Source organism: Commensalibacter sp. Nvir (genome assembly GCF_963921845.1).
GTDB lineage: Bacteria > Pseudomonadota > Alphaproteobacteria > Acetobacterales > Acetobacteraceae > Commensalibacter.
Genome location: NZ_CAWUGZ010000007.1, coordinates 1 through 23,355, shown reverse-complemented (window position 1 = coordinate 23,355; position 23,355 = coordinate 1). Strand labels below are relative to the sequence as shown.

The 23,355-nt window shown below is 37.8% G+C and carries 26 protein-coding genes; 25 read left to right on the top strand and 1 reads right to left on the bottom strand.

Translation table 11 applies throughout. The features are described from left to right. The 18 genes from AABE15_RS00370 to gloA all read left to right on the top strand — a co-directional run. The coding region (locus AABE15_RS00370) for a RelA/SpoT family protein (protein WP_338329293.1) at positions 1-1,864 on the top strand (1,864 nt) is incomplete at its 5' end. 8 nt (positions 1,865-1,872) lie between these two features. Continuing rightward, the gene (gene acpS, locus AABE15_RS00365) at positions 1,873-2,274 is read left to right on the top strand and encodes a holo-ACP synthase (RefSeq protein ID WP_338329292.1); all 402 of its coding nucleotides are present in this window, start codon (positions 1,873-1,875) and stop codon (positions 2,272-2,274) included. Positions 2,275-2,338: 64 nt separating this feature from the next. Beyond that, positions 2,339-3,298, top strand: coding sequence for a signal peptidase I (lepB, locus tag AABE15_RS00360; protein WP_338329291.1), 960 nt, complete (start codon positions 2,339-2,341; stop codon positions 3,296-3,298). Continuing rightward, positions 3,295-4,041: a ribonuclease III gene (gene rnc, locus AABE15_RS00355; protein WP_338329290.1), complete on the top strand. Its 747-nt coding sequence runs from the start codon at positions 3,295-3,297 to the stop codon at positions 4,039-4,041. Before lepB ends, rnc begins: the two co-directional genes overlap by 4 nt. A 7-nt stretch (positions 4,042-4,048) precedes the next feature. After that, the gene (gene era, locus AABE15_RS00350; protein ID WP_338329289.1) at positions 4,049-4,936 is read left to right on the top strand and encodes a GTPase Era; all 888 of its coding nucleotides are present in this window, start codon (positions 4,049-4,051) and stop codon (positions 4,934-4,936) included. A gap of 101 nt (positions 4,937-5,037) precedes the next feature. Beyond that, positions 5,038-5,766, top strand: coding sequence for a UMP kinase (gene pyrH / locus AABE15_RS00345; protein ID WP_338329288.1), 729 nt, complete (start codon positions 5,038-5,040; stop codon positions 5,764-5,766). A gap of 88 nt (positions 5,767-5,854) precedes the next feature. Next, positions 5,855-6,376 (top strand): ribosome recycling factor, encoded by a 522-nt coding sequence (gene frr, locus AABE15_RS00340; RefSeq protein ID WP_338329295.1) that lies wholly within the window; start codon positions 5,855-5,857, stop codon positions 6,374-6,376. Positions 6,377-6,409: 33 nt separating this feature from the next. Beyond that, the gene (gene uppS / locus AABE15_RS00335) at positions 6,410-7,180 is read left to right on the top strand and encodes a polyprenyl diphosphate synthase (protein WP_338329287.1); all 771 of its coding nucleotides are present in this window, start codon (positions 6,410-6,412) and stop codon (positions 7,178-7,180) included. After that, positions 7,181-8,077 (top strand): phosphatidate cytidylyltransferase, encoded by an 897-nt coding sequence (locus tag AABE15_RS00330; RefSeq protein WP_338329286.1) that lies wholly within the window; start codon positions 7,181-7,183, stop codon positions 8,075-8,077. It abuts the gene before it with no gap. 8 nt (positions 8,078-8,085) lie between these two features. Continuing rightward, the gene (gene dxr / locus AABE15_RS00325; RefSeq protein WP_338329285.1) at positions 8,086-9,246 is read left to right on the top strand and encodes a 1-deoxy-D-xylulose-5-phosphate reductoisomerase; all 1,161 of its coding nucleotides are present in this window, start codon (positions 8,086-8,088) and stop codon (positions 9,244-9,246) included. Between the two features lie 24 nt (positions 9,247-9,270). Next, positions 9,271-10,377: an RIP metalloprotease RseP gene (rseP, locus tag AABE15_RS00320; RefSeq protein ID WP_338329284.1), complete on the top strand. Its 1,107-nt coding sequence runs from the start codon at positions 9,271-9,273 to the stop codon at positions 10,375-10,377. A 148-nt stretch (positions 10,378-10,525) separates the two neighbouring features. After that, on the top strand, positions 10,526-12,967 hold the full coding sequence (gene bamA, locus AABE15_RS00315; RefSeq protein WP_338329283.1) for an outer membrane protein assembly factor BamA: 2,442 nt from the start codon (positions 10,526-10,528) through the stop codon (positions 12,965-12,967). Positions 12,968-12,976: 9 nt separating this feature from the next. Next, on the top strand, positions 12,977-13,870 hold the full coding sequence (locus tag AABE15_RS00310) for an OmpH family outer membrane protein (RefSeq protein ID WP_338329282.1): 894 nt from the start codon (positions 12,977-12,979) through the stop codon (positions 13,868-13,870). Positions 13,871-13,899: 29 nt separating this feature from the next. Then, the gene (gene lpxD, locus AABE15_RS00305; protein WP_338329281.1) at positions 13,900-14,970 is read left to right on the top strand and encodes a UDP-3-O-(3-hydroxymyristoyl)glucosamine N-acyltransferase; all 1,071 of its coding nucleotides are present in this window, start codon (positions 13,900-13,902) and stop codon (positions 14,968-14,970) included. 78 nt (positions 14,971-15,048) lie between these two features. After that, a complete protein-coding gene (gene fabZ, locus AABE15_RS00300) occupies positions 15,049-15,543 on the top strand; it encodes a 3-hydroxyacyl-ACP dehydratase FabZ (RefSeq protein ID WP_408870231.1) in 495 nt (164 codons plus the stop codon). Between the two features lie 96 nt (positions 15,544-15,639). Continuing rightward, entirely contained in the window at positions 15,640-16,509 is an 870-nt protein-coding gene (gene lpxA, locus AABE15_RS00295) for an acyl-ACP--UDP-N-acetylglucosamine O-acyltransferase (RefSeq protein ID WP_338329279.1), read from the top strand. A gap of 6 nt (positions 16,510-16,515) precedes the next feature. Continuing rightward, a complete protein-coding gene (locus tag AABE15_RS00290; protein WP_338329278.1) occupies positions 16,516-17,376 on the top strand; it encodes a UDP-2,3-diacylglucosamine diphosphatase LpxI domain-containing protein in 861 nt (286 codons plus the stop codon). Between the two features lie 14 nt (positions 17,377-17,390). Then, positions 17,391-17,792 carry a lactoylglutathione lyase gene (gloA, locus tag AABE15_RS00285; RefSeq protein WP_338329277.1) on the top strand — a complete coding sequence of 134 codons (402 nt, stop codon included), beginning with the start codon at positions 17,391-17,393 and terminating at the stop codon, positions 17,790-17,792. 9 nt (positions 17,793-17,801) lie between these two features. Here the strand turns inward: gloA and AABE15_RS00280 are convergent, their stop codons facing one another. After that, positions 17,802-18,002 (bottom strand): hypothetical protein, encoded by a 201-nt coding sequence (locus AABE15_RS00280; RefSeq protein ID WP_338329276.1) that lies wholly within the window; start codon positions 18,000-18,002, stop codon positions 17,802-17,804. A gap of 379 nt (positions 18,003-18,381) precedes the next feature. Here AABE15_RS00280 and rpmH point away from each other — a divergent pair, with 379 nt between their 5' ends. The 7 genes from rpmH to AABE15_RS00245 all read left to right on the top strand — a co-directional run. Continuing rightward, the gene (gene rpmH, locus AABE15_RS00275) at positions 18,382-18,516 is read left to right on the top strand and encodes a 50S ribosomal protein L34 (protein ID WP_338329275.1); all 135 of its coding nucleotides are present in this window, start codon (positions 18,382-18,384) and stop codon (positions 18,514-18,516) included. Positions 18,517-18,567: 51 nt separating this feature from the next. Then, positions 18,568-18,927 (top strand): ribonuclease P protein component, encoded by a 360-nt coding sequence (gene rnpA, locus AABE15_RS00270; RefSeq protein ID WP_338329274.1) that lies wholly within the window; start codon positions 18,568-18,570, stop codon positions 18,925-18,927. Next, positions 18,928-19,146: a membrane protein insertion efficiency factor YidD gene (gene yidD, locus AABE15_RS00265; RefSeq protein WP_338329273.1), complete on the top strand. Its 219-nt coding sequence runs from the start codon at positions 18,928-18,930 to the stop codon at positions 19,144-19,146. 43 nt (positions 19,147-19,189) lie between these two features. Beyond that, positions 19,190-20,944, top strand: a complete 1,755-nt coding sequence (gene yidC, locus AABE15_RS00260) for a membrane protein insertase YidC (protein WP_338329272.1) — start codon at positions 19,190-19,192, stop codon at positions 20,942-20,944. A 4-nt stretch (positions 20,945-20,948) separates the two neighbouring features. Beyond that, the gene (gene yihA / locus AABE15_RS00255; RefSeq protein WP_408870230.1) at positions 20,949-21,611 is read left to right on the top strand and encodes a ribosome biogenesis GTP-binding protein YihA/YsxC; all 663 of its coding nucleotides are present in this window, start codon (positions 20,949-20,951) and stop codon (positions 21,609-21,611) included. A gap of 24 nt (positions 21,612-21,635) precedes the next feature. Further along, entirely contained in the window at positions 21,636-22,571 is a 936-nt protein-coding gene (gene argB, locus AABE15_RS00250; protein ID WP_338329271.1) for an acetylglutamate kinase, read from the top strand. A gap of 33 nt (positions 22,572-22,604) precedes the next feature. Further along, positions 22,605-23,355 (top strand): 2,3,4,5-tetrahydropyridine-2,6-dicarboxylate N-succinyltransferase (locus tag AABE15_RS00245; RefSeq protein ID WP_338329270.1); only part of this gene is annotated, 751 nt, incomplete at its 3' end.

The window sequence follows — 23,355 nt, the reverse complement described above, 5'->3', positions numbered from 1 at the left end:
GGCTATGTCAAAAGATATACGTGTACTTATTGTTAAACTTGCAGATCGTCTTCATAATATGCGTACGTTACACTATGTACGTCGACTTGACCGAAGACAGCGTATTGCTAGGGAGACAATGGATATTTATGCACCTTTGGCTGAGCGAATTGGTGTTGATAATCTTAAAACTGAATTACAAAATATTGCGTTTGCAGTTTTAGAACCAGAGGCAGATGCTTCAATAAGAGCGCGATTGAATTTTTTAAGAGGTCAGGGGGCAGATGTTGTTGAGAATGTTTGTCATGAGTTAAAAGAGATTTGTTTGAAAGCTGGCATCAAAAGCGTGGAGGTAACAGGACGAGAAAAATCTTGCTATTCGATTTGGGAAAAAATGAATAATAGGCAAGTTACGTTTGAACAGCTTTCCGATATTATGGCTTTTCGTATTATCGTCGATACTAAAGAAGAATGTTACAGTGCTTTGGGTGTGGTTCATAGCCAATATCCTGTTGTTTCGGGACGTTTTAAAGATTATATATCAACGCCTAAAGCGAATGGATACCAAAGCATTCATACAGGGGTAACGCTGAGACAACCTCGTAATCAACGGATTGAGATTCAAATACGTACTAAAAAAATGCATGATATTGCTGAAAATGGTGTTGCTTCTCATTGGATATATAAACAGTTGCCATTCACTCTTTCTTCTGAAAAACAGAAACTCGGTGATGAAGTTACAGAAATTGTTCCGAAATTAAAAAAATTAAGATGGGTGCAGGATTTGCTCGAGATTTTAGAGGACTCCAGTGCACCTGATGAATTTCTAGAAAATACTAAGCTTGAACTTTATAAAGACCAAGTTTTTTGTTTTACTCCTAAAGGAGAATTGATTCAGTTACCTAAAGGGGCTACGCCTGTTGATTTTGCGTATGCTGTTCACAGTCAGGTTGGGGATCGTTGTGTAGGTGCAAAGGTAAACGGGCGTTTAGTACCTTTAAGACAACAACTGGATAATGGTGATCAAGTTGAAATCATGACTGCCCGTGAAGGCAATCCTTCTCCGTCTTGGGAACGCTTTATTGTAACCGGTAAAGCAAGAGCTAGAATAAGACACTTTGTAAGTACGCAACAAAAACATATTAAACTCGAAGCCGGGCGTGTTGCTCTTGCTAAAGCCTTTCGTCAAGAAGGGGTAGATGGTTCACAAAAAATTTTAGAAACTATTTTAAAAAATTTAAAGCAACCATCTCTTTCGGACTTATATATCGCGGTAGGGGGAAATACTCTCACCCCTAAAGAGGTCGTTTATGCTGCTTATCCTGAATTAAAGCCAATAGGAAAATCATTTCGATTTATTCCAGGGTTATCTGAAAAAATTAAACCTCTCGCTCAGACCAATCGCGTTGATCATTCCAAAAATGTTGTCCCGTTAAAAGGTATGGTCAAAGGCATAGCCGTCAGTTTTGCCGGGTGCTGTCATCCCTTACCCGGTGACGAAATCGTTGGTATTGTTGCAACAGGAAAAGGGATAACGGTCCATAGGAAAACGTGCCCAACCTTAAGCAGTTTTGCATCCACTCCAGAGCGATTCATGAGTTTAGATTGGGACTATGATATTCTTTCGCGTGAGGATTCTAAAAAAAATTATGTAAGTAGAATTAAAGTTGTTGGCGAAAATGATAAAAATCTTTTGGCTACTATTACTAATCGTATCTCTCAGTATGAAGGAAACATTCTTAATTTAAAAATTGTTAATCGTCATATTGATTTTATTGAGACATTATTAGACGTTGAAGTTAAGGATGTACAGCATTTAAATTCTCTGATTTTAGGATTACAAATGGCTAAAAATATTGTTTATGTTGAACGTTCTCATTCATAGAGAAAAAAATGATTGTTGGTAATGGGTTGGACTTATGTGATATCCGCAGAATTGAAAAGGTTATTGAACGTTTTGGTAAACGTTTTCTTTTTAGAATATTTACTATATTTGAAATACAACAAGCTGAAAAAAGGGCGGGAAAGAATCGCTTAGGAACTTATGCTAAACGCTGGGCTGCTAAAGAGGCTTGTGCTAAAGCACTTGGGACAGGTTTTTCAAAGGGTGTTTTTTATAAGGATATTGAAGTTATTAATTTACCCTCTGGTAAACCTACATTAAAACTCGCTCATGGAGCTGCAAATCAATTAGCATATTTGATTGGATCGGGGTTAATGAACATATCCTTAACAATGACCGATGAATATCCTTATGCGGTGGCACATGTTATTATTGAAACATTAAAAGATTAATGTCTAGGAAGATCGGGAATGCCGCAAGGTTGTAAAATAATAAACAAGGTTAAATATCCGAAAAATGAACACAAAATTTGATAGCAAAATAGTTGAAGTGAGTAAAAACATTAGCAAGAAACTTAATGAAGAGATTGAACAGTCAGATCAAAAAAAGAAACAAATTGATTCTGAAAATCAATCATTGTGCAACGAATCACCCCCCCCTTTTACCTCGGAGCATAATGGTTTTTTCCGGCAATCTAAGGAGTTTATTACTACTATTTTAACGGCTGTTATCGTGGTAATCATTATACGCTGTTTTTTATTTGCACCTTTCAGTATTCCATCCGGTTCGATGATCCCTAACTTACTTATAGGCGACAATATTGTTGTCAATAAATTCAGTTACGGATATTCGAGGTATTCTTTTCTTTTCTCGCAACCTAATTTTGAGGGAAGAATTTGGTATACTCCACCCAAACGAGGCGATGTGGCTGTGTTTAGAAGTACAAAGCCACCTTATTATTATTACGTTAAACGCGTTATTGGTTTGCCTGGAGATACGGTTCAAGTTAAAAACAGCATTTTATATATCAATGGCCAAGAAGTTAAGAGAAAAAGTAAAGGTACATTAACCTACAAAGAATCTCCAATATCTGGCTTATTGACTGAAAATTTGTACGAAGAATTTTTGCCCGATAAGAATGGTAAAATCGTCAAGTACGACATCCTTCAAAAACCAGAAATGCAATACGATTCTTCAAATTATTTGCCCGATGGACAGTTAAATGTAAATTATACCATTCCTTATCAAGTTCCTAAGGGGTATTTTTTTGCTATGGGTGATAATCGAGATCATAGCGCGGATAGTCGTTTTATTGATCCAGACAATCAAAATTTTTTAGGGTATGTTCCTATACAAAACCTTATTGGTAAAGTTAGTTTTGTCTTTTTCTCTTTCGACCAAAAATACGCGTGGTGGGAATTTTGGTATTGGCCTTATGAGATACGCTGGAACCGATTATTTAAGGCAGTACAATGAAAGTAGAGAAAACAATTCAATTACAACCCTCAGAAAAGTTGCTAGAAGAACGATTAGGCTATTGTTTTAACTCTAAAACGCTTTTTCAAAAAGCGTTGACGCATCGCTCTGCGGTTTATGAGTACCGTTCCTCACGTCAAAAAGGAAAAAAAGTAAGCTCTAATGAACGGTTGGAGTTTATAGGGGATCGCGTATTAGGATTAGTGATGGCCGAATGGTTGCTGGAGCGTTACCCTAATGAACAAGAAGGGGATTTGGGTCCAAGACATGCGCTTCTAGTCTCCAAGCCTATTTTAGCTAAAATTGCACAACGGTTGGTTATTTTTGAAGCCATACATGTTGCGTCTCATGAAGAAAAGGTTGGAGTTCATCATATTGACAGCGTTTTAGCTGATGCTGTTGAAGCAATTCTTGGAGCAATATATTTAGATGGTGGATTAGAACCCATTAAAAAAATAGTAAGGAGGGAATGGGAGGACATTATTGAATCTCAGCCTCTACCTCCAAAAGATCCAAAAACTGCCTTGCAAGAATGGGTTTTAGCGAGAGGGCTAGTTTTGCCTTCTTACGAATTGCTATCCCAAGAAGGTCCCTCTCATACACCAGTTTTTGTTATTAAAGTAAGCGCGTACGGTCAAGAAGGGGTTGGAAGTGGAGGGAGTAAGCGATTGGCTGAAAGCGCAGCGGCTGAAATATTGCTTAAAAAGCTAAAGAAACTCAAAAATAAAATTGTTGAAAAGTAAAATATCTATGACGAGTTGTGGTTTCGTGGCGTTGGTTGGTGCACCGAATGCGGGAAAATCGACCTTACTTAATAGAATGGTTGGGGCTAAATTGTCTATTGTTAGCCCGAAGGCTCAAACAACAAGAATGCGCGTGTTGGGGATTGTTATGTACAAGCAATCTCAAATTTTGCTTATCGATACTCCGGGTATTTTTAAACCTAAACGTAAGCTTGATGAGGCTATGGTTTCTGCAGCTTGGTCAGGCGTAACGGATGCAGATATCACTTTATTTATCGTTGATGCCCAAGTGGGCCTTAATGAAGAAAATTTGGTAATTATAAATCGCTTGAAGGAAATTTCTGGGCCTTTGTGGATTATATTAAACAAAGTGGATAAAGTTAATCGAGAAAAACTTTTACCTTTAACCGCTTCATTGAACCAACTTCTTTCCGCAGAGAAAACTATGATGGTTAGTGCAAAGCAAGGAGATGGTATTGAGGATTTGTTAAAGGAGCTATCTTATAGACTTCCTCAAGGACCTTGGTTATATCCTGACGATGATTTAACCAATTTACCGGACCGTTTATTAGCCGCAGAGCTAGTGAGAGAGCAAATTTTTTTACTGACTCATGAAGAAATTCCTTATTCTGTGACGGTAGAAACGGATAGTTTTAAAGAGAAATTAGATGGTTCTATACGTGTTGACGCTACAATTTATGTTTTAAGAGCCAATCATAAGGCTATTATTATTGGGGAAAAAGGAAGTAAAATTCGTTCCATTGGGGAGAGAGCTCGTAAAGAGTTATCTCGTTTATTAGAAAAACCATGTCATCTTTTTTTAACGGTTAAGGAAAAAAAAGGGTGGGATGAGGAAAATGCTCGTATCAGAGCTTTAGGGTTAAGCAACTTATAATAATTTAAGCAAGTTTTTCGGTTTTTAATTCATTGCTTTTAAAATAAAGTATGCTGTTGTAGTATTCGACATCGTCCATAGCGGGTATAACGTGTGATATCATGTCTTCATTGAATAAAAATCTTCTTCCTCAACGAGTATTATTAAAAGTTTCTGGTGAAGCTTTATTAGGAAAAAAAGGATACGGTATAGATTTTGACGTTGTCAATGCCATAATTGAGGATATAGCAAGCGTTATTCGTCTGGGTGTGGAAGTTTGCGTTGTGATTGGTGGAGGAAATATTTTTCGTGGGTTAAATGCTGCGGGTGAAGGTATAGATCGAGTTAAAGGCGATTACGCAGGGATGCTTGCCACTGTTATTAATGCTGTTGTGCTTAATAGTGTATTTCAACGTTATCACATCAAAAGTCGAGTGATGTCTGCCATTGCACTTCCTCAAGTTGCAGAAACTTATGTACGGGATAAAGCATTAGTGTATTTAAACAATAAAGAGGTAATTATTTTTGCGGCTGGGACGGGCAATCCTTATTTCACAACAGACACTGGCGCTGCATTAAGAGCAGTTGAAACACATTGTGATTTTATGCTAAAAGGTACACAAGTTGATGGGGTATATAATTCAGACCCAAAGAAAAATCCAGATGCAAAACGTTATGATGTATTAACGTATACAGAGGCATTATCTATGGGACTGAACGTTATGGATGCAACAGCCCTTAGCCTTGCAAGAGAAAATAATTTGCCAATTATTGTCTTTGACGTTCATCAAAAAGGTAATTTTTTAAAAGTTGTTCAAGGGCAAGGTACATTCACCAAAGTAGTAGTTTAATTTTTTTGTTTAGTATGAAAATCATTATTTAAAGGGTTTATTTGTGGTTGATGAAATTGATGATTTGAAGAAAGATTTAACACGTCGTATGCAAGGAGCGATTGAATCTTTTAAACATGATTTAGCTGGATTACGTTCAGGAAGAGCTTCTCCAGCTTTATTGGAACCTATTCGCGTGGAAGCTTACGGTACTGTAAATCCTATTACCCAAGTTGCTTCAATCACTGCGTCTGAAGCAAGAATGTTGTCCGTTCAGGTTTGGGATAGAACGTTGGTTGCTGTAGTAGATAAAGCCATAAGGGAAAGTGGTCTCGGTTTAAACCCAATGCCAGATGGACAAGTTATTCGTGTTCCTATTCCTCAGTTAACCGAAGAACGGCGTAACGAAATGGTCAAAATGGCTTCCAAATATGCAGAGGCTGCTAAGGTGGCGGTGCGTGGCGTTAGAAGAGATGGCATGGATAAAACAAAAAATTTTGAGAAAAACGGTGATATTAGTAAAGATGATGTAAAAGATTGGTCTGAAGAAATTCAAAAAGTAACGGATCAGTTTGTAAAAAAAATTGATGAGATTTTTGCTGAAAAAGAACGCGATATTAAGCAGGTTTGAAAAAACAAAAATAATCAATGATTGAACCTAAATATGACCGTTTCGACTGCGCGTTGTGGGGCAAGACCTAAACAATTGTTTAATCATAATACTAAAATATTGCCTCAGCATGTTGCTATTATTATGGATGGTAATAGTCGTTGGGCTCGAGCTCGAGGGCTCCCTAGAATAGCGGGGCATAAAGAAGGCGCTCAATCTGTAAAACGTTGCATTGAAGCAGCTATTAATAATCAAACAAAATGGCTAACACTGTATGCTTTTTCTTCAGAAAATTGGCGACGTACTCCCCAGGAGGTTTTAGATTTAACTTCTTTATTAAGTTACTATATTAAATATGAAGCACGTAACCTTCATAAAGAGGGTGTGTGCGTCCGTATTATTGGAGAAATTTGTCGTTTTGAACCAAAATTACAAAAAGAATTGCATCGAATTCAAGAGCTAACAAAGAGTAATACAAGATTAGTTTTAATATTGGCGTTGTCGTATGGTGGTAGGGGAGAAGTGATTCAAGCTGTAAAACAAATAGTTCAAGATGTTAAAAAAGGGGCTATTAGTCTTGACGCCGTTGATGAATCGCTGTTTTCAAATTATTTATTTACTCATAATATCCCTGATCCCGATTTAATCATTAGGACGAGTGGAGAATGTCGACTTTCTAATTTTTTATTATGGCAGTCTGCTTACTCGGAACTTATTTTTTTAGAAACTTTGTGGCCTGATTTTAAAGCACAAGACTATAATGAAGCTATTGATATGTATCTACAACGCGAAAGAAGATTTGGCGCTAGACCTGGAATAAAATAAGTGAAACAAAAAACTGAATCATCCTGGCAAGATCTTCCTTTGCGAATTGGGTCTGCCTTACTGATTATACCCATTGCGGTGGTTTGTATTTATTTAGGGGGATGGCCTTATATAGGGCTTGTTGGCTTAGTTAGTGTGGGGATGGCTTATGAATGGTTAAATCTATTTAATATAAAACGAGTGCATTTTAATAGTGTTCTTTTTTTATTATGGCCACTGGTTGCTTATTATGCGGTTATCAGCAATATGTGGTGGCCAGCTATTCTCATAGTCGGGGCCTTTTCTTTTATTTTTGGTCCGCCGCTATGGTTAGGCTCTGTCCTTATTGGTGGTGCAGGTATTTCACTATTGTGGTTGCGTTTGATGACCAATGCACAAATGTGGGTGGTTTTTTATGTTGTTCTTGTTGTTGTGGTGAGTGATAGTTGTGCCTATATGGTTGGTAAAATGATTGGAGGCAGAAAGTTAATTCCTTCTGTGTCACCAGGCAAAACGTGGTCTGGTGCGATTGGAGGTTTGATTGGTTCGGGAATAGTAGGTGGATATTATATTTTTTCGTATTGTAGTAATGATATAAGAGCTTTTATTGGTGGTTTTTTGTTAAGTATATTGGTAAGTAGTATTTCTCAAATCGGTGATCTTGCTGAGAGTAAGTTAAAACGGTACGCTGGTGTCAAAGACTCAGGAATGCTTATTCCTGGTCACGGCGGGGTTTTGGATCGTTTTGATGCACTTGTATTTGCTTCTATATTTATGGCATTTTTTTCTTGGTCTTTACCAGCGAATAAAATTTTTCAGCGCTGGGGAGGTGAGCTTTTGTATTCTAAACCTACGTATTCCTCTATACCTAGAGTTACATTACCCGTTCGATTGAATTTGGAAAGTTTAAAGGGATAGTCTCCATAATGAAAAGAGTTTCTATTTTAGGTTGTACAGGTAGTATAGGATGCTCCACAGTTGATTTGCTCCTTCAAGCCCCTACGTCTTTTCAAACCATTGCCTTAGTGGGTGGAAAAAATGTTAAAAAATTAGCAGAACAAGCTATTGCGCTGAATGCTGAATTTGCTGTGATTGCTGATGAGACTTTGCTTGAAGAGCTTAAAAAATTATTATCAGGGTATAAAATAAACGTCTCAGGGGGAAGGCAAGCGGTGATCGAAGCTGCTTCTATCTCTGTTGATTGGACAATGGCAGCTATAACAGGGGCTATAGGTTTAGAGCCTACTCTGGCAGCGGTTAAAAACGGTCATTTTATCGCGTTAGCAAATAAAGAGGCTCTTATTTCAGCTGGTGAAATTATGCTTGAGGCCGTGCGTGAATCTGGTGCAACGTTATTACCAGTTGATTCAGAGCATAACGCTATCTTTCAGTCTATGGCAGATAAACAGTATCATTCTGTTGAAAAAATAATTTTGACTGCGTCGGGCGGACCCTTTAGAAATACCTCTTGGCAAGCTATGAAAGACGTTACGCTTGAACAAGCTTTGAAACATCCTACCTGGTCTATGGGAGCAAAAATTACGATAGATTCTGCAACGATGTTTAATAAAGGGCTAGAAATTATTGAGGCAGCGCGATTATTTAATTTATCTGAAGAAAGAATAGATGTTTTGATTCATCCCCAATCGGTTGTACACAGTATGGTCGAATATGAGGATGGTAGTGTTCTAGCACAATTAGGTGAACCCGATATGCGTATTCCAATTGCTCATACCTTAGCTTGGCCTAAACGCATGCGTTCAAATGTTAAACGATTGGATCTAACTCAATGTGCCAGTTTAGAATTCGAAAAACCTGATGCTGTTAGGTTTCCTGCCTTACGGTTGGCTAGAGAGGCTTTGCGGATAGGTAAAAGTGTTCCAACGATTATGTCTGCAGCAAATGAGATTGCTGTGGAAGCGTTTTTAAAAAAGCAAATAAGTTTTTTGAACATCCCAGCTGTTGTGGAATGGGTAATGCAAAAAGTGGGGAACGTTGAGGCGAAAAGTTTAGAGGAGGTTTTATACTGGGATTTGCAAGCAAGATATTTTGCCAAATCATGGATAAAGCAGTTTAGCTCTTGCTGACGATATAAGAAAAGAGAATCGATTATGGTTGAAGTTTTTAGAGCTATCGTAGCATTTGCTTTCGTTTTAGGAATCCTTGTTTTTATTCATGAGCTTGGGCATTATTTAGCTGCACGATGGAGGGGCGTCCATGTCGATGTATTCTCTATAGGATTTGGTAAACCACTTTATCGATGGTACGATAAAGTGGGAACGGAATGGAGAATTTGTCCCATACCTCTTGGTGGATATGTAAAACCACATGGCTTTCAAGATCCAGATGAAGCCACACAGGAAGAAAAATCAACCTGGTTACCGGGGAAAACATTTCACGAAAAGCCCGTATTAGACAGATCCATAGTAATCGCCGCAGGGCCATTTTTTAATTTTATGTTGGCAATTGTACTGTTTGCTGGTGTTTTCTTTTTTTCTGGTAAAATAGTCGTGCAGCCGGTTGCTATGAAAATTTTTTCAAATAGTTCTGCGGACAAAGCAGGTTTGCAAGTTCATGATACCATTGTACAAATTGGTTCGATCGTTCGTCCAGATGTAGAACAGTTAATACAATTTTCTAAAACCCATCCTAATTTAGCTACACATGTTATTGTAGATAGAAATCGAACGCAGCATTCTTTACCCATCGTTATTGGTTCAATTGCACAGAATGGGAGATTAATCGGTCAATTAGGCATAGAGCTTGAGGGCAAGCCTGTTGCAGGCTCGCCTATGACGTTTATGAATTCTATGACCAATGCGGTTAAAGAAACATGGGATGTATCGATTAAAACTTTGGGTGGCCTAAAAGAAATGATAATGGGTAAGCGTTCTGCAAAAGAACTTGGCGGCCCCTTACGTATTGCGCAATTATCAGGCGCTGTTGCCCAGGGTGGGATTTCTAAATTAATTTATTTCATGGGAATATTATCTATTAATCTTGGGTTAATAAATTTATTTCCGATTCCGGTCCTTGATGGTGGACGTTTGGTTTTTTATGCGCTAGAAGCAATTATGCGTAAGCCTGTACCAAAAAAAATACAAACGTGGGGATTTCAATTAGGGTTCGCTTTAATTTTGTTTCTCTTTATCTTTTCAACTTACAACGATGTATTGCAATTAGGGGTCATACGTTGGCTTACAGGTCACAGTAGTTAAAATCTAAATGCTTGAGAAAGACAAGTGCTTGTCAATTTCTAAAAAAAAGAGATAATTTCTGCTATTGATATTATATTGTTACTGGAAACTATATTTCTTGTGATGTGCAATATGATGGGTTTTCCATTATTTTAAAAAGGTGGCTGATTTGTCAGGTAAACGTTCGGCTCTATTTGCATCTGTTTGCTTATTTCCATTTATTTGTAGCAATTCATTATATGCTCAGACAGTGAATAAAAGTTCAACTTTAATCCACAGTAAAAAAGCTCAACCTAGTCGACGACATATAAAGAAAAACATCGACAAAAATCAAAAAAATAAAACAGGCATAATCCAAACAATTCAAGTTATCGGGAATGATCGGGTTGAAACGTCTACGGTATTATCTTATATGCTTGCTCAACCAGGTGATCCTTTTAACAAAGATTTATTAGATCGATCTTTAAAGACATTGTATGCAACCGGGTTGTTTCAGGACATTTCTCTACAGCGTTCAGGTTCAACATTAAAAGTAATTGTGGTTGAAAATCCAATCATTAATCGTGTACAATACGAAGGAAATAAAAAGCTCAAAGATGACGAAATAAAAAAATATACGTCATTACGCGCACGATCTGTATATTCTCCAGCATTGGTTTCAGCGGATCGCGATCACATACTGGGTATGTATGCGGCAAAAGGTCGTTATTCCGTGACCGTGATTCCCCAAATTATTCATTTATCAAGAAATCGGGTCGATGTTATTTATAAAATTAATGAAGGTCCTAAAACTTTAATTGAAAAACTAACTTTTGTAGGCAATCATGCGTTTAGTGAAGCCCGGTTAAGTCAAGTTACTTCCTCAAAAGAAACAGCGTGGTATCGTTTTTTCTCTTCAGCGGATGAATATAATCCGGAGAGAATTAAATATGATGCTGAGTTGATTCGTATGTTTTATCTCAGAAATGGTTACGTTGATTTTAAAATAATCAACTCTACAGGTGAATTGTCGCCAGATCATCGATCTTTTTATATTACATATACCATGCAAGAAGGTCCTCAATACCGTTTAGGAAAGGTTGATGTAAGATCTAATCTGGAAGGGGTGAGTTCTGATTACGTGCGTAAAATGATAGTAATGCGCAAAGGACAAATCTACGATGGCAAAGAAATAGATGACGTAGCTAAGAACATTCAAGAAACGTTGCAATCAAAAGGACATTCGTTTGCTGTGGTTCGACCTGAAATAGCGCGTAATCCAGAGAAAAAAATTGTAGATTTGCTGTTCGATGTTATGGATGGACCTAGGGTATACGTTGAGCGGATTGATATTAATGGCAATACGGTCACAGAAGATGACGTTATACGTAGAGAATTGCCTATTGCTGAAAACGATCCTTACACAGATACAACCGAAAAATATATTAAACAGGCTGCGGATGATCTTGGTTACTTTAAAACAGTTAATATTAACCAAGTTAAGGGATCAGCTCCAGACAAGCGTGTGGTAGCTTTGAATCTTGAGGAAAAACCTACCGGAGAGTTTTCTCTTGGTGGGGGGTATTCTACCGATTCAGGTATATTAGGAAATATTGGTTTGCGGCAACGGAATTTTCTGGGCACAGGAATAGACGCAGGAATTAATGGTACCGCAGCGTATTGGGCCAAACAAGTCGATTTGTCGATCACGAATCCTTATTTTCTTAATAAAAATATGGTGGCAGGTATTGATATATTTTACCTTTCCAATGATTATGAAACGTACCAAAATTATGCAGAAGATCGTTTAGGAGCTTCTTTTAGAATAGGTTATGCCTTTAATAACGTGTTATCTCAACAGTGGACATATTCTATAATGGATCGAAGAGTTCACGATATTTGGGATAAGTCCTCTTATTATGTTTTAGATCAAGAAGGGTATTCCTTTTTATCTCAAATAGGCACAACTATTGCGTATGATACGAGAGACAACCGCATGGATCCACATACAGGAAGTATGGTGAAATTAGGTGGAGATTTTGCTGGTTTGGGTGGTAAAGCTAAATATGTACGGGGTAAAGTTGATTTAGCTCAATATGTTCCGCTAGATGATATAACCAATAATAGAGATTGGACATTTAGTTTGAGAGGTGGAGCAGGTTATATCGCAGATTGGGGGGATAAAAACGATTCATCTATTATTGATAACTTTTATCTAGGAGGCAGCAACCTTAGAGGATTTTATGATGGTGGTGTTGGACCCCGAAGTTACCCTATACAAGGCCATGATCAAGAAGATTTCTTAGGAGGTAGGTTTATGTATACTGCCTCAGCACAAATCAGTTTTCCAATGCCTGCTGCGCGTGACATGGGGTTAAGTGGCAGGTATTTTGTTGATACAGGCGCATTGAGTGGATTGCGAGTAAAAAGACGTTTTACAAATTCTGCTCAAGATGGCAATAAATATACGGCAATCTATGGGGATACGCTCACCCCGAGGGTTAGTACGGGTGTAGGTGTTTCTTGGAAAAGTCCTTTTGGTTTATTGAATGTTGATTTTGGTTATCCAATTGCTAAACAGAGTCACGATCGCACTCAATTGGTACGGTTTGGTTTCGGTCAACAATTTTAAGGATTTATAATGGTTAATAATTTTAAAACATGTTTTGCGATTTTAAGAGTGCTTGCTGCTCCAGCTTTATCCACGTTGTGTATCTCGCAAGCAAACGCACAAGATAACAATGGCTGGTTTATCCCTAAAACCAGTCAATCTAAACCTGCTGTTACAACCAAAGCTCCAAAAAAACAGCAGGCAAATAAAGGAGAAGAAACACCCATTGCTGATTCTGCTATGGATGATAATGCACAAATGAATATGCAGAATCAACAAACTCAGCCTATACTGCCACTACCTCCTATTCCAACCCCTGCTCCTATTGCCAAAAGCAATCCTCCTCCTCAGGTTATGGTAGGAGTGATAAGTGTCCCAGATGTAATGAGGCAATCTACTGCTGCACGTGAAGCAGAAAAAACATTAGTTTCGCGTAGAGATAGTTTACAACAAGATGTTCAAAGAGAACAAAAATCATGGAGAGCTGAGCAGCAACAAGTACAAGCTAAAGCAAAATCAATGACTGCCGATCAAATTCAAATGCGTGAACGTAAATTGCAAATAAGAGTTTTAAGTGCCCAGAAAGATTTTCGCAATCGTAGTCGAATTATTCAAGAGGCAGCTCAAGTTGCTTTTGGTCAGATTGAACGTGAATTGGTACAAATTATTCAAAAAGTTGCTTTTAGTAAAAATATGAATTTAGTTTTACACAGAGAGCAAGTTGCGTTAAGCGTTAATGAATTGGATATCACCGATGAGGTATCAAAAGAGCTTAATAAAAATTTACCTTCTGTATTTATTCCAGCGGCAAATGTTGACCCTGAAGAATTAGCAAAATCTGGAACTATGCCCACTACTGGTGATGTACAATCGACACCGTCGGCTCCGGAAAAAAGCGTTGTCATAAAACAACCAGCAAAATAAGCTTTAAGATATAGGGCGAGGAAATCACTGTGAATAATAATTTAAAAACCAATCAACCGGCTGATCCTCGCTTTTTTCATAAATCAGGATTTTTTTCATTAGAACAGTTAGCAGAAATTACAGGTGCTTCGATTTTACCTGCATTATCTCAACAAAATAAGGAGAATGTGTACACCGGTATTGCACCTTTGCAATTAGCATCGTATTCAGAGGTTTCTTTTTTAGACAACAAAAAATATTTACCTCTGTTAACAGAAACTAAAGCGGGTATTGTTATTATTTCCCCAGCCTTTAAAGATAAAGTTCCCAATAGGTGCAACGCTCTGACGTGTAAAAATCCTTATTTGGCGTGGGCAAAAGTAGCTACTTTATTTTATCCTAAAATTCCTGCTAAAGCAGGTATTCATCCCACAGCTTATATCCATCCCGATTCAGAAGTAGACCCTAGTGCTGAAATAGAGCCTTTTGTTGTTATTATGAGTGGGGTTAAAATTGGGAAAAACACTATTGTGGGCTCCCATAGCGTTATTGAACGAAACGTAGAAATTGGTAATCACTGTCGTATTGGCAGTCATGTAAGCATAAGCCATGCCATTGTTGGCAACCGTGTCACTTTGTTTCCAGGTGCTAGAATTGGTCAAGATGGATTTGGTTTTGCTGTTGGAGAAAAGGGGTTTGTTAGCATTCCCCAAATAGGTAAAGTTATTTTAGAGGATGATGTAGAGATAGGAGCGAATTCTACAGTGGATCGTGGTTCTGTATGCAATACGATTATAGGGCAAGGTTCCAGGCTCGATAACCTTGTACAAATTGGGCATAATGTTCAAATGGGAAAATGTTGTATTGTAGTCTCACAAGCAGGTATATCGGGTTCTACACAATTAGGAGATTTTGTGACTATAGCTGCACAAGCAGGATTAATTGGACATATCCATATTGGAGATCATGCAAGAATAGGGGCCCAATGTGGTGTTATGTCTGATGTTGACGCCAAATCGGATGTTATCGGAAGTCCAGCAATGCCTTTTAGAGAGTTTTTTAAAAATGTAGCTTTTTTAAGGCGTTTGGCAAAAAGTGGCTCTATAAAAGATTCCCAGTAAATTTGATTTGATGAATAATTTTGATTGAGTATAAGATATATATTTCTTTTAAATGCTAATAGTTAAATGGATGGAAACGTGAGCGAAGAAGCAAAAAAAATAAGTGAAAATCCTGACACGCATAACTTTTCTGTTGATATACCCCTTATTGACATAGAAGGAATTATGAGGGCGATTCCGCATCGTTATCCCTTTTTGCTTATTGATAGAGTGGTGGATGTTACTAAAGGAAAATCGGCAATTGGCATTAAAAATGTAACGGCGAATGAAAACTTTTTTCAAGGGCATTTTCCGTCTCAACCTGTTATGCCAGGCGTGCTTATTATTGAATCAATGGCTCAAACGGCAGCAGTATTGGTGGTTAGAAGTCTGATAGATTGTGAAGGCAGCATTGTATATTTCATGACAATTGATAACGCAAAATTTAGAAGACCCGTCGTTCCAGGTGATCAGTTAAAGATTTATGTTGAAAAAGAGCGCCATCGAGCAAATGTTTGGAAGTTCAAAGGGATAGCAAAAGTAAACAATGTTTCTGTTGCGGAAGCCAATTTTAGTGCAATGATTATGAGTTAATATTTAAAAGCATAATGGGCGGATAAAATTGCCCAAAAAATTGTGTAAATAATATAAACATTCTTTTAAATAAAACTTTAACTTAAGTAGGATACGATGGAGAAAACTCCGAAAAAAATTGAGCCTATCAAAAAAAGTATAAAGAATAATCAAATTCATCCCTCTGCAATTATACATCCTAATGCACAGCTTGAAAATAATGTCTTTGTTGGTCCATGGTGTATGATAGGTGAAAACGTTGTTATTAAAGAAGGGGTTAAATTAATTGCAAACGTTATCGTAGAAGGTCATACGATACTGGGCAAGAACTCTATTTACTATCCCTATACAACTATTGGACTGGCTCCTCAGGATCTTAAATATGAAGGAGAACCGACCCGATGCATTATAGGGGATCGGAGCATTGTACGGGAGCAAGTAACCATTCATAGAGGGACAGGATCCTCAGGAATAACTCAAATTGGCACAGATTGTCTTATTATGGTTAATACCCATGTTGCTCACGATTGTTTCATAGGGAACAGAGTTATTCTTGTAAATAACGTTGTATTAGGCGGGCATGTTCATATTGATAACGATGCGAGGGTAATGGGGTCTGCCGCTATACATCAATTTGTTCGTATTGGCAAAGGGGCTTTGGTTGGTGGCGTTACAGGTGTTGAATCAGATGTTATTCCTTATGGGAGTGTCATAGGTAATCGAGCCAAGCTTGTAGGAATGCACTGGATTTGGTTAAAAAGAAATGGTGTCGATAGTTCGGAATTGAACATATTACGAAACGTATACCGCATGTTGTTTCCCAAAGACGATGGAAATAACAAAATTTTCGAAGATAGGATTCAATCCGTCAAGAAAAAATACGCTGATGTAACTAAAGTACAAGAAATAATACATTTTGTTGAACAACCAAGTCGAAGAGGGTTGGTTAAAGTAGGGCGTTCAATATCGCCTTTAGAAGCGGATTAATTGTTAATGCCTATGGAAGGAAATCAATCGAAAACTATTGGTATCCTGGCCGGAGGTGGCCCTTTACCAGGTAAGGTTGCCGAAATAGCTCAGTCTAGAGGATATTCAGTATTTATTATTGCATTCAAAGATTTTGCTGAGTTTGAGGTTGTATCCCCATGGCCACATGAATACGTAAGATTGGCCGCTGCTGGTCATGTTCTTTCTTTGCTTCGTAAACATCATTGTAAAGAACTTATACTTATTGGCCCTGTTAAAAGGCCTTCTTGGAAAGATCTAAGGCCCGATGCGGAAGGCGTAAAAATATTAGCAAAATTGGGTAAAGCATTGTTTTCTGGGGATGACGGGTTATTGGCTGCATTGGTAAATGTTTTGGGAAATGAAGGGTTTATTGTCCGAGGAGCTCATGATTTTTTAAATAACGATTTTGTAGGCGTGCTAGGATCTTGGCACCCTGATCAACAAGCTTTGCAGGATATTGCGCAGGGTATTGAAGTAAATCGGATGTTAGGGCAGTTAGATATAGGGCAAGCTTGTATCGTTCAACAAGGAGTGGTGATTGCTGTAGAAGCAATAGAGGGTACGGATGCTATGTTAAATCGTGCCAAAGAATATCAACAGCCGGGGTTAGGAGGTATATTAATAAAGCAAATAAAACCTAATCAAGAACGTAGAGCAGACATGCCCACCATAGGGCCTGTAACCGTTAAGCAAGCGTCACAATCAGGATTAAGAGGTATAGCGTTCGAAGCCAGGGAAACATTATTGATATGTCCTGACGAAATGATTGAACTTGCGAATGCATTAAATATATTTTTGTTGGGTTATGATCCTAAGAATTTTATCAACGACTATTTAAAAAAATAAGGAATTTTTTAAAAATGGGACGTTATTTGCATACCATGATACGTGTTTATAATTTAGAAAAAAGTTTAGCGTTTTATGCGTGTCTCGGGATGAAACAGATAAGACGCAAAGATGTACCCGAAGGAAAATATACACTCGTTTATATTGGTTTTGGTAGTAATTCACAGAGAGAAGCTGAAATTGAATTAACTTACAACTGGGATCAAACTTCACCCTATGAAATGGGTACAGGATTTGGTCATTTAGCTATTGGGGTTAATGATGTAACTGAAACCGTTAATAGTATGCGAAAAGCAGGGGGTAAAGTGACTCGCGAGCCTGGTCCTGTTCAATTTGGGACGACAATTATCGCTTTTGTTGAAGACCCTGACGGCTATAAAATCGAATTAATACAAATTGATAGCTTTAATTCTTAAACCATTACATTAACGTTTGATTTGGTTGAGATAATGCGTTATGCTTTCAATTGAATCAGCAATCATAGTTGCAGATTTTTTCGTTTTTTCATCAATACTTTGATTAAGCAAGATACGATCAGCCATTAAAAGAGCAGGGGATAAAAGACCCCTTATGTCATGTCTGAGAATTGAAAGTTGTTTTTCGTGCTTTTTTTTGAGTGTGTCCATTTTTATTTTTAAAATCGTACTTAGCACAGATAAAAAAATAAATGTCGTTAAACCAATAACCAAAAAAACATATTCTGTTTTTAAATGAAGATGATTAAGGAGAGTGCAAAAAAGGAAGAGTATGATTGATAACAGTAGTGAGAGATTATAGTACTTCATAATTTTTTTCTTTGAGTCGAACTCTTTTTTTTACCATCTTGAATATAAGTTCCGTTAATAATATATATCGTTTTCTAATATCAAAAAACATTAAACCTATGAGTTTGATTGACGATTTCAGCTATTCAGATTATAACCCAGTTTTATAAACAGGTTATTCGTTTGTTAGCAACGACGCATAATTTATGTCAAGTTATAAGTATTTTTAGGAGAGAGTTTCGTGAAACGTACCTACCAACCATCCAAAATTGTTCGTAAACGTCGGCATGGTTTTCGCGCGCGTATGTCTACTGTAGGCGGTCGTAAAGTGATAGCCAATCGTAGAGCAAAAGGTCGTAAACGTCTTTCGGCTTAAGTAAATATGGAATAGCAATAATTTTTGTCAGATAGGATGAGTAGATAAAAGTTGGCTCAAGCGAAATCTTCATTGCTTCTGTTAAAGAAAAGAGCGCAGTTTGTTAATATGACAACGAACGGCATTAAAATTCCTACACCCGGTTTAGTCCTACAGTTTTTTAGACGAGCGGATGACGATTGGGGAAGAGTAGGATATACAGTGACCAAAAAAGTGGGGAATGCTGTTGTGCGTAATCGTGTCAAAAGAAGGCTCAGAAGTGTTGTAAGAGAGTCGGCGTTAGATTTCTCTTTTTGTGGTATCGATATGGTACTTGTAGGGCGTAAAAGTACTATTGATAGACCTTATTCTGATATTGTTAAAGATTTCCAAAGAGCTCTGCGTAATGCAGATTCTAAGTTTGAGAGATAAATGAAATTTTTTTTTATCGGTTTCATTTACCTTTATCAATTAATTTTACGTCCTATTCTGGGGCACCATTGTCGTTTTGAGCCTTCTTGTAGTGTATATACGCAAAAAGCAATTTATGAATATGGTGCGTTTAGAGGTATTTTAATGGGAATTTGGCGTATTATGCGTTGTAACCCGTGGAATGCAGGAGGATACGATCCTGTACCTCCAAAAAAATAGAGCGATTTTTTTTTCAATTCAATGAATGATGGGCTGGCTGTGAATGGATAACAAGCGCTTTTTTCTGGCGACTATGCTTTCTGTATTACTTTTATTTGGTTTTCAATATTTTTTACCCAAAAAAGAAATATCTAATCCAGTCGTTCAAAATTCGTCGAAAACGTTGACACAAGAAAAGCAAACGCCGCTTTTGTCTCAAGACGTTAAAACTCATTACGTTCAAAATGATGCTGGACCTGACGTTAGGTTAGCCATAGAGGCAGATTCGGTTCAAGGTTCGATCAATTTAAAGGGTGCAATTTTCGATGATTTAGTACTTAAAAACTATAGGGAAACCATTAAGCCTAATTCTCCTTTAGTTCGTGTTTTGTCTACTGTTCATTCAAAAGAGCCTAATTACGTGGAAACAGGGTGGATACCAATTAATTCTGGAACGATTAAAGTTCCCAGTTTATCCACAATATGGAAAGCAAATCACGATAAGTTAACCCCCAGTCAACCCGTAACGTTAAGCTGGAACAATGGTAAGGGCTTTGAGTTTCAAAAAATCATATCTATTGATAAAGATTTTTTGTTCAAGATTGAACAAAAAGTCATTAATCGTTCGGATAAATCTGCTTCATTTGTATTTTATGCGAACGTTGATAGAGCTTATACACCTAAACAATTGAATGGCTATTTGGTACACGATGGTCCCATAGGTATAGTTGATCACAGACTTGAACAAATTTCTTATAAAACAGCAAGACAGGATTCTAAGAATTCGAATAATGTAGCCTGGAGTAAAGATACCAAAGGGGGATGGGCTGGTATAACTGATAAATATTGGTTAACAGCACTTATCCCCCAACAAGATAAAGACGTCAATGTTTCTTATAAGTTCATTGCTCAGTCAGACTCATCTGCGGTTGAAAGTGATCAAGGGATATATCAGGTAGAATTTACCTCTAAGGCGCCCATCACCGTTGCCTCTGGAGAGACAATTTCAACAATTGGTCGGATTTTTTCAGGTGCAAAAGAAGTACATTTGTTAAACCATTACGAAAAAGAATACCAAATTCCTGATTTTTGGAAGGCAGTTGATTTTGGATGGTTTGCGTTTTTAACTTACCCAATTTTCATTATTTTAGACTGGCTCAATAATTTTTGGGGCAATTTTGGTTTAGCTCTGCTTACTTTCACCTTAATTGTTAAAACGGTTTTTTATCCTTTAGCATCAAAGCAATTTCATTCAATGGGAAGAATGAAAGCGTTACAACCCAAAATGAAGGAAATACGCGAGCGTTTCAAAGACGATCAAACTTTAATGAATCAACATATGATGGCGCTTTACAAGCAACAAGGTGTCAACCCGGCAAGTGGCTGTTTGCCAATCGTAATACAAATTCCTATTTTCTGGTGCTTATATAAAGATTTGTATGTTACGATTGAAATGCGACACGCACCCTTTTTTGGATGGATACATGATCTTTCTGCACCCGATCCAACCAACATATTTAATTTATTTGGCCTAATTCCCTATGATCCGTCTTTTATATCTCCTTTTCTACATGTTGGAATATGGCCTTTAGTGTTTGGCGCCACAATGTTTTTGCAACAAAGGCTGAATCCTGCAGTGATGGACCCTATGCAGAAAAAAATGTTTCAGTTTATGCCGCTCATTTTTACTTTCGTTTTGGCCATGCAGCCGGCAGGTCTTGTTATATATTATAGCTGGAACAATTTATTGACGGCTATGCAGCAATTGGTGATTCAAAAACGCATGGCTTGGAAAGAGAAAAAAGCTGTTAAAGGATGAGAAGGTGATTCAGAATTCTAACAGTGTTATTGAGGATGCAGCTTTTCGACATAAAGTTGAAAAAGGACGTGCTTTGTTTGCTCAAGAAACCAAATTCTTTTTTGGAGCACAACGTCTTGATCAGTTGCAACCTGCCACTCTTCCAGAAGTTGCTTTGGCCGGACGTTCAAATGTAGGCAAATCCAGTCTTATTAATGCCATAACGGGTCGAAGAATGTTGGCTCGAGCTTCTTGCGAGCCAGGCAGAACCAAACAGTTAAATTTCTTCGACGTGGGAAACCGTCTTGTACTGGTGGACATGCCTGGTTACGGGTATGCTAAAGCTTCTAAAACAGTTAAAAACGACTGGCAAAAAATGATGTTTTCGTTTTTAAGAGGACGTCCTACGTTGCTAAGAGTATTGCTCTTAATTGATTCTCGAGTGGAGTTAAAAGAAAGCGATCATCAAATTATGAAATTAATGGATCGAGCAGCGGTCACTTTCCAGATTATTTTAACCAAATGCGATGGGTTGTCTTATACCCAATTAATTTCTAAAGAAAAAGAATTAAGCATGGTAATAGCTTCGCATACTGCGGCTTATCCTATCTTGCGTTTGACGAGTAGCCAGAAAAAAACGGGTATTGAAGAAATTCGTGCAGATTTAGCAGAGTTGGTGACTAGATAGTTTGAATAGGGTCTTTATTAAGTCATGATTAAACAACAATCGTTACATTCGGTCCAAAAAGCAGCCAAAGAGGCACATGAACAAGCCAGTGTTTTGGCAAGAGCACTCCCTTACTTACGGCGTTATACTGGGGATACCATTGTCGTAAAATATGGTGGTCATGCAATGGTAGATGATAATCTTTCTAATGCTTTTGGACGTGATATTGCCTTGTTGAAACAAGTTGGAATCAACCCAGTGGTTGTGCATGGTGGTGGACCACAAATTAACAAAATGCTTGAACGTATGGAAGTTAAAACGACCTTTGTTGATGGCTTGAGGGTTACCAACGAAGCTATCATTGATGTAATTGAAATGGTGTTAGCAGGAACGGTTAATAAACAGGTTGTTACGCTCATAAATCAAGCTGGAGTGTTAGCTGTAGGAATATCAGGTAAAGATGGTGGATTAATTGAAGCTCGTAAATTAACTAAACAGGTTTGGGATGATTCGCTTAAAAAAGAAAAAATTATTGATTTGGGTTTAGTAGGAGAGCCAGTTAATATTGATCCAAGAGTTATTTATGCTCTTTCTGGATCTGGATTAATTCCGGTGGTTGCGCCTATAGGTATGGACAAACATGGACAAACTTATAATATTAACGCGGATACAGTTGCAGGTGGTATTGCAGGGGCAGTAGGTGCATCTAGACTCTTTATGCTCACCGATGTTCCCGGTGTTATGGATAAAAAAGGCAATTTAATTCCCGAATTAACAGAAGAAGAAGCTAAAGAAGCAATCGTTACAGGTGTAATATCCGGGGGAATGATCCCTAAGATTGAAACTTGTTTACAGGCAGTGAAATCTGGTGCACAGGCAGCGGTCATTATGGACGGACGTGTGCCACACGCATGCTTATTAGAGTTATTTACTGAAGGCGGTTCTGGGACGTTAATACGTGGACATACTTCTAAATCATGAATTTATAAAATTTTAACTTAAGGTATAGTAAGCATGAACGATTATTCTAATTTGCAATCGAAAATTGAAAAATTGTGGCAAGAAAAAGCGTCTTTATCTCCTCAAACTAAAGGTGAAGGGCGGGAGAGTGTTGAACAGGTGCTTTCTTTATTGGATACAGGGGCACTTAGGGTAGCGGTTCCTTCAGAAAAAGGCTGGATAATTCACGAGTGGATTAAAAAAGCAGTTTTATTATCGTTTCGATTAAATGAAAATTACAATATGAAGTCGGAAACAGGCATGTGTTCTTTTGATAAAGTGCCGTTAAAACTGACAGGTTGGGATCAAAGCGATTATACAAAGGGTGGGTTTCGTGTAGTATCTGGGGCTGTTGTGCGGCGCTCAGCGTATATTGCTCCTAATGTAGTTTTAATGCCCAGCTTTGTTAATGTGGGTGCTTATGTAGATTCGGGCACTATGATAGATACATGGGTAACTGTTGGAAGTTGTGCACAAGTTGGTAAAAATTGTCATATCAGTGGTGGGGTTGGTATTGGCGGGGTGTTAGAACCTTTGCAAGCTTCTCCCGTAATTATTGAAGACAACTGTTTTATTGGCGCGCGCAGTGAAGTGGCTGAAGGTGTCGTGATTGAGCAAGGCAGTGTTTTGTCTATGGGCGTTTTTATAAGTGCATCAACTAAAATTATTGATCGTCGTACAGGAGAAGTATTCATGGGAAGGGTGCCTGCGTATTCGGTCGTTGTTCCAGGTACGTTACCTCCTTCCAAATCGTTAAGCGAAACAG

Excerpts from the sequence above, each read along its gene's own strand:
- yidC (WP_338329272.1), top strand. The coding sequence starts at position 19,190 with ATGGATAACAAGCGCTTTTTTCTGGCGACTATGCTTTCTGTATTACTT.
- AABE15_RS00310 (WP_338329282.1), top strand. The coding sequence starts at position 12,977 with ATGGTTAATAATTTTAAAACATGTTTTGCGATTTTAAGAGTGCTTGCT.
- frr (WP_338329295.1), top strand. The coding sequence starts at position 5,855 with ATGCAAGGAGCGATTGAATCTTTTAAACATGATTTAGCTGGATTACGT.
- era (WP_338329289.1), top strand. The coding sequence starts at position 4,049 with ATGACGAGTTGTGGTTTCGTGGCGTTGGTTGGTGCACCGAATGCGGGA.
- lpxA (WP_338329279.1), top strand. The coding sequence starts at position 15,640 with ATGGAGAAAACTCCGAAAAAAATTGAGCCTATCAAAAAAAGTATAAAG.
- rnc (WP_338329290.1), top strand. The coding sequence starts at position 3,295 with ATGAAAGTAGAGAAAACAATTCAATTACAACCCTCAGAAAAGTTGCTA.
- gloA (WP_338329277.1), top strand. The coding sequence starts at position 17,391 with ATGGGACGTTATTTGCATACCATGATACGTGTTTATAATTTAGAAAAA.
- rseP (WP_338329284.1), top strand. The coding sequence starts at position 9,271 with ATGGTTGAAGTTTTTAGAGCTATCGTAGCATTTGCTTTCGTTTTAGGA.
- dxr (WP_338329285.1), top strand. The coding sequence starts at position 8,086 with ATGAAAAGAGTTTCTATTTTAGGTTGTACAGGTAGTATAGGATGCTCC.
- AABE15_RS00280 (WP_338329276.1), bottom strand. The coding sequence starts at position 18,002 with ATGGACACACTCAAAAAAAAGCACGAAAAACAACTTTCAATTCTCAGA.
- uppS (WP_338329287.1), top strand. The coding sequence starts at position 6,410 with ATGACCGTTTCGACTGCGCGTTGTGGGGCAAGACCTAAACAATTGTTT.
- AABE15_RS00290 (WP_338329278.1), top strand. The coding sequence starts at position 16,516 with ATGCCTATGGAAGGAAATCAATCGAAAACTATTGGTATCCTGGCCGGA.
- lepB (WP_338329291.1), top strand. The coding sequence starts at position 2,339 with ATGAACACAAAATTTGATAGCAAAATAGTTGAAGTGAGTAAAAACATT.
- argB (WP_338329271.1), top strand. The coding sequence starts at position 21,636 with ATGATTAAACAACAATCGTTACATTCGGTCCAAAAAGCAGCCAAAGAG.
- acpS (WP_338329292.1), top strand. The coding sequence starts at position 1,873 with ATGATTGTTGGTAATGGGTTGGACTTATGTGATATCCGCAGAATTGAA.
- yidD (WP_338329273.1), top strand. The coding sequence starts at position 18,928 with ATGAAATTTTTTTTTATCGGTTTCATTTACCTTTATCAATTAATTTTA.
- pyrH (WP_338329288.1), top strand. The coding sequence starts at position 5,038 with ATGTCTTCATTGAATAAAAATCTTCTTCCTCAACGAGTATTATTAAAA.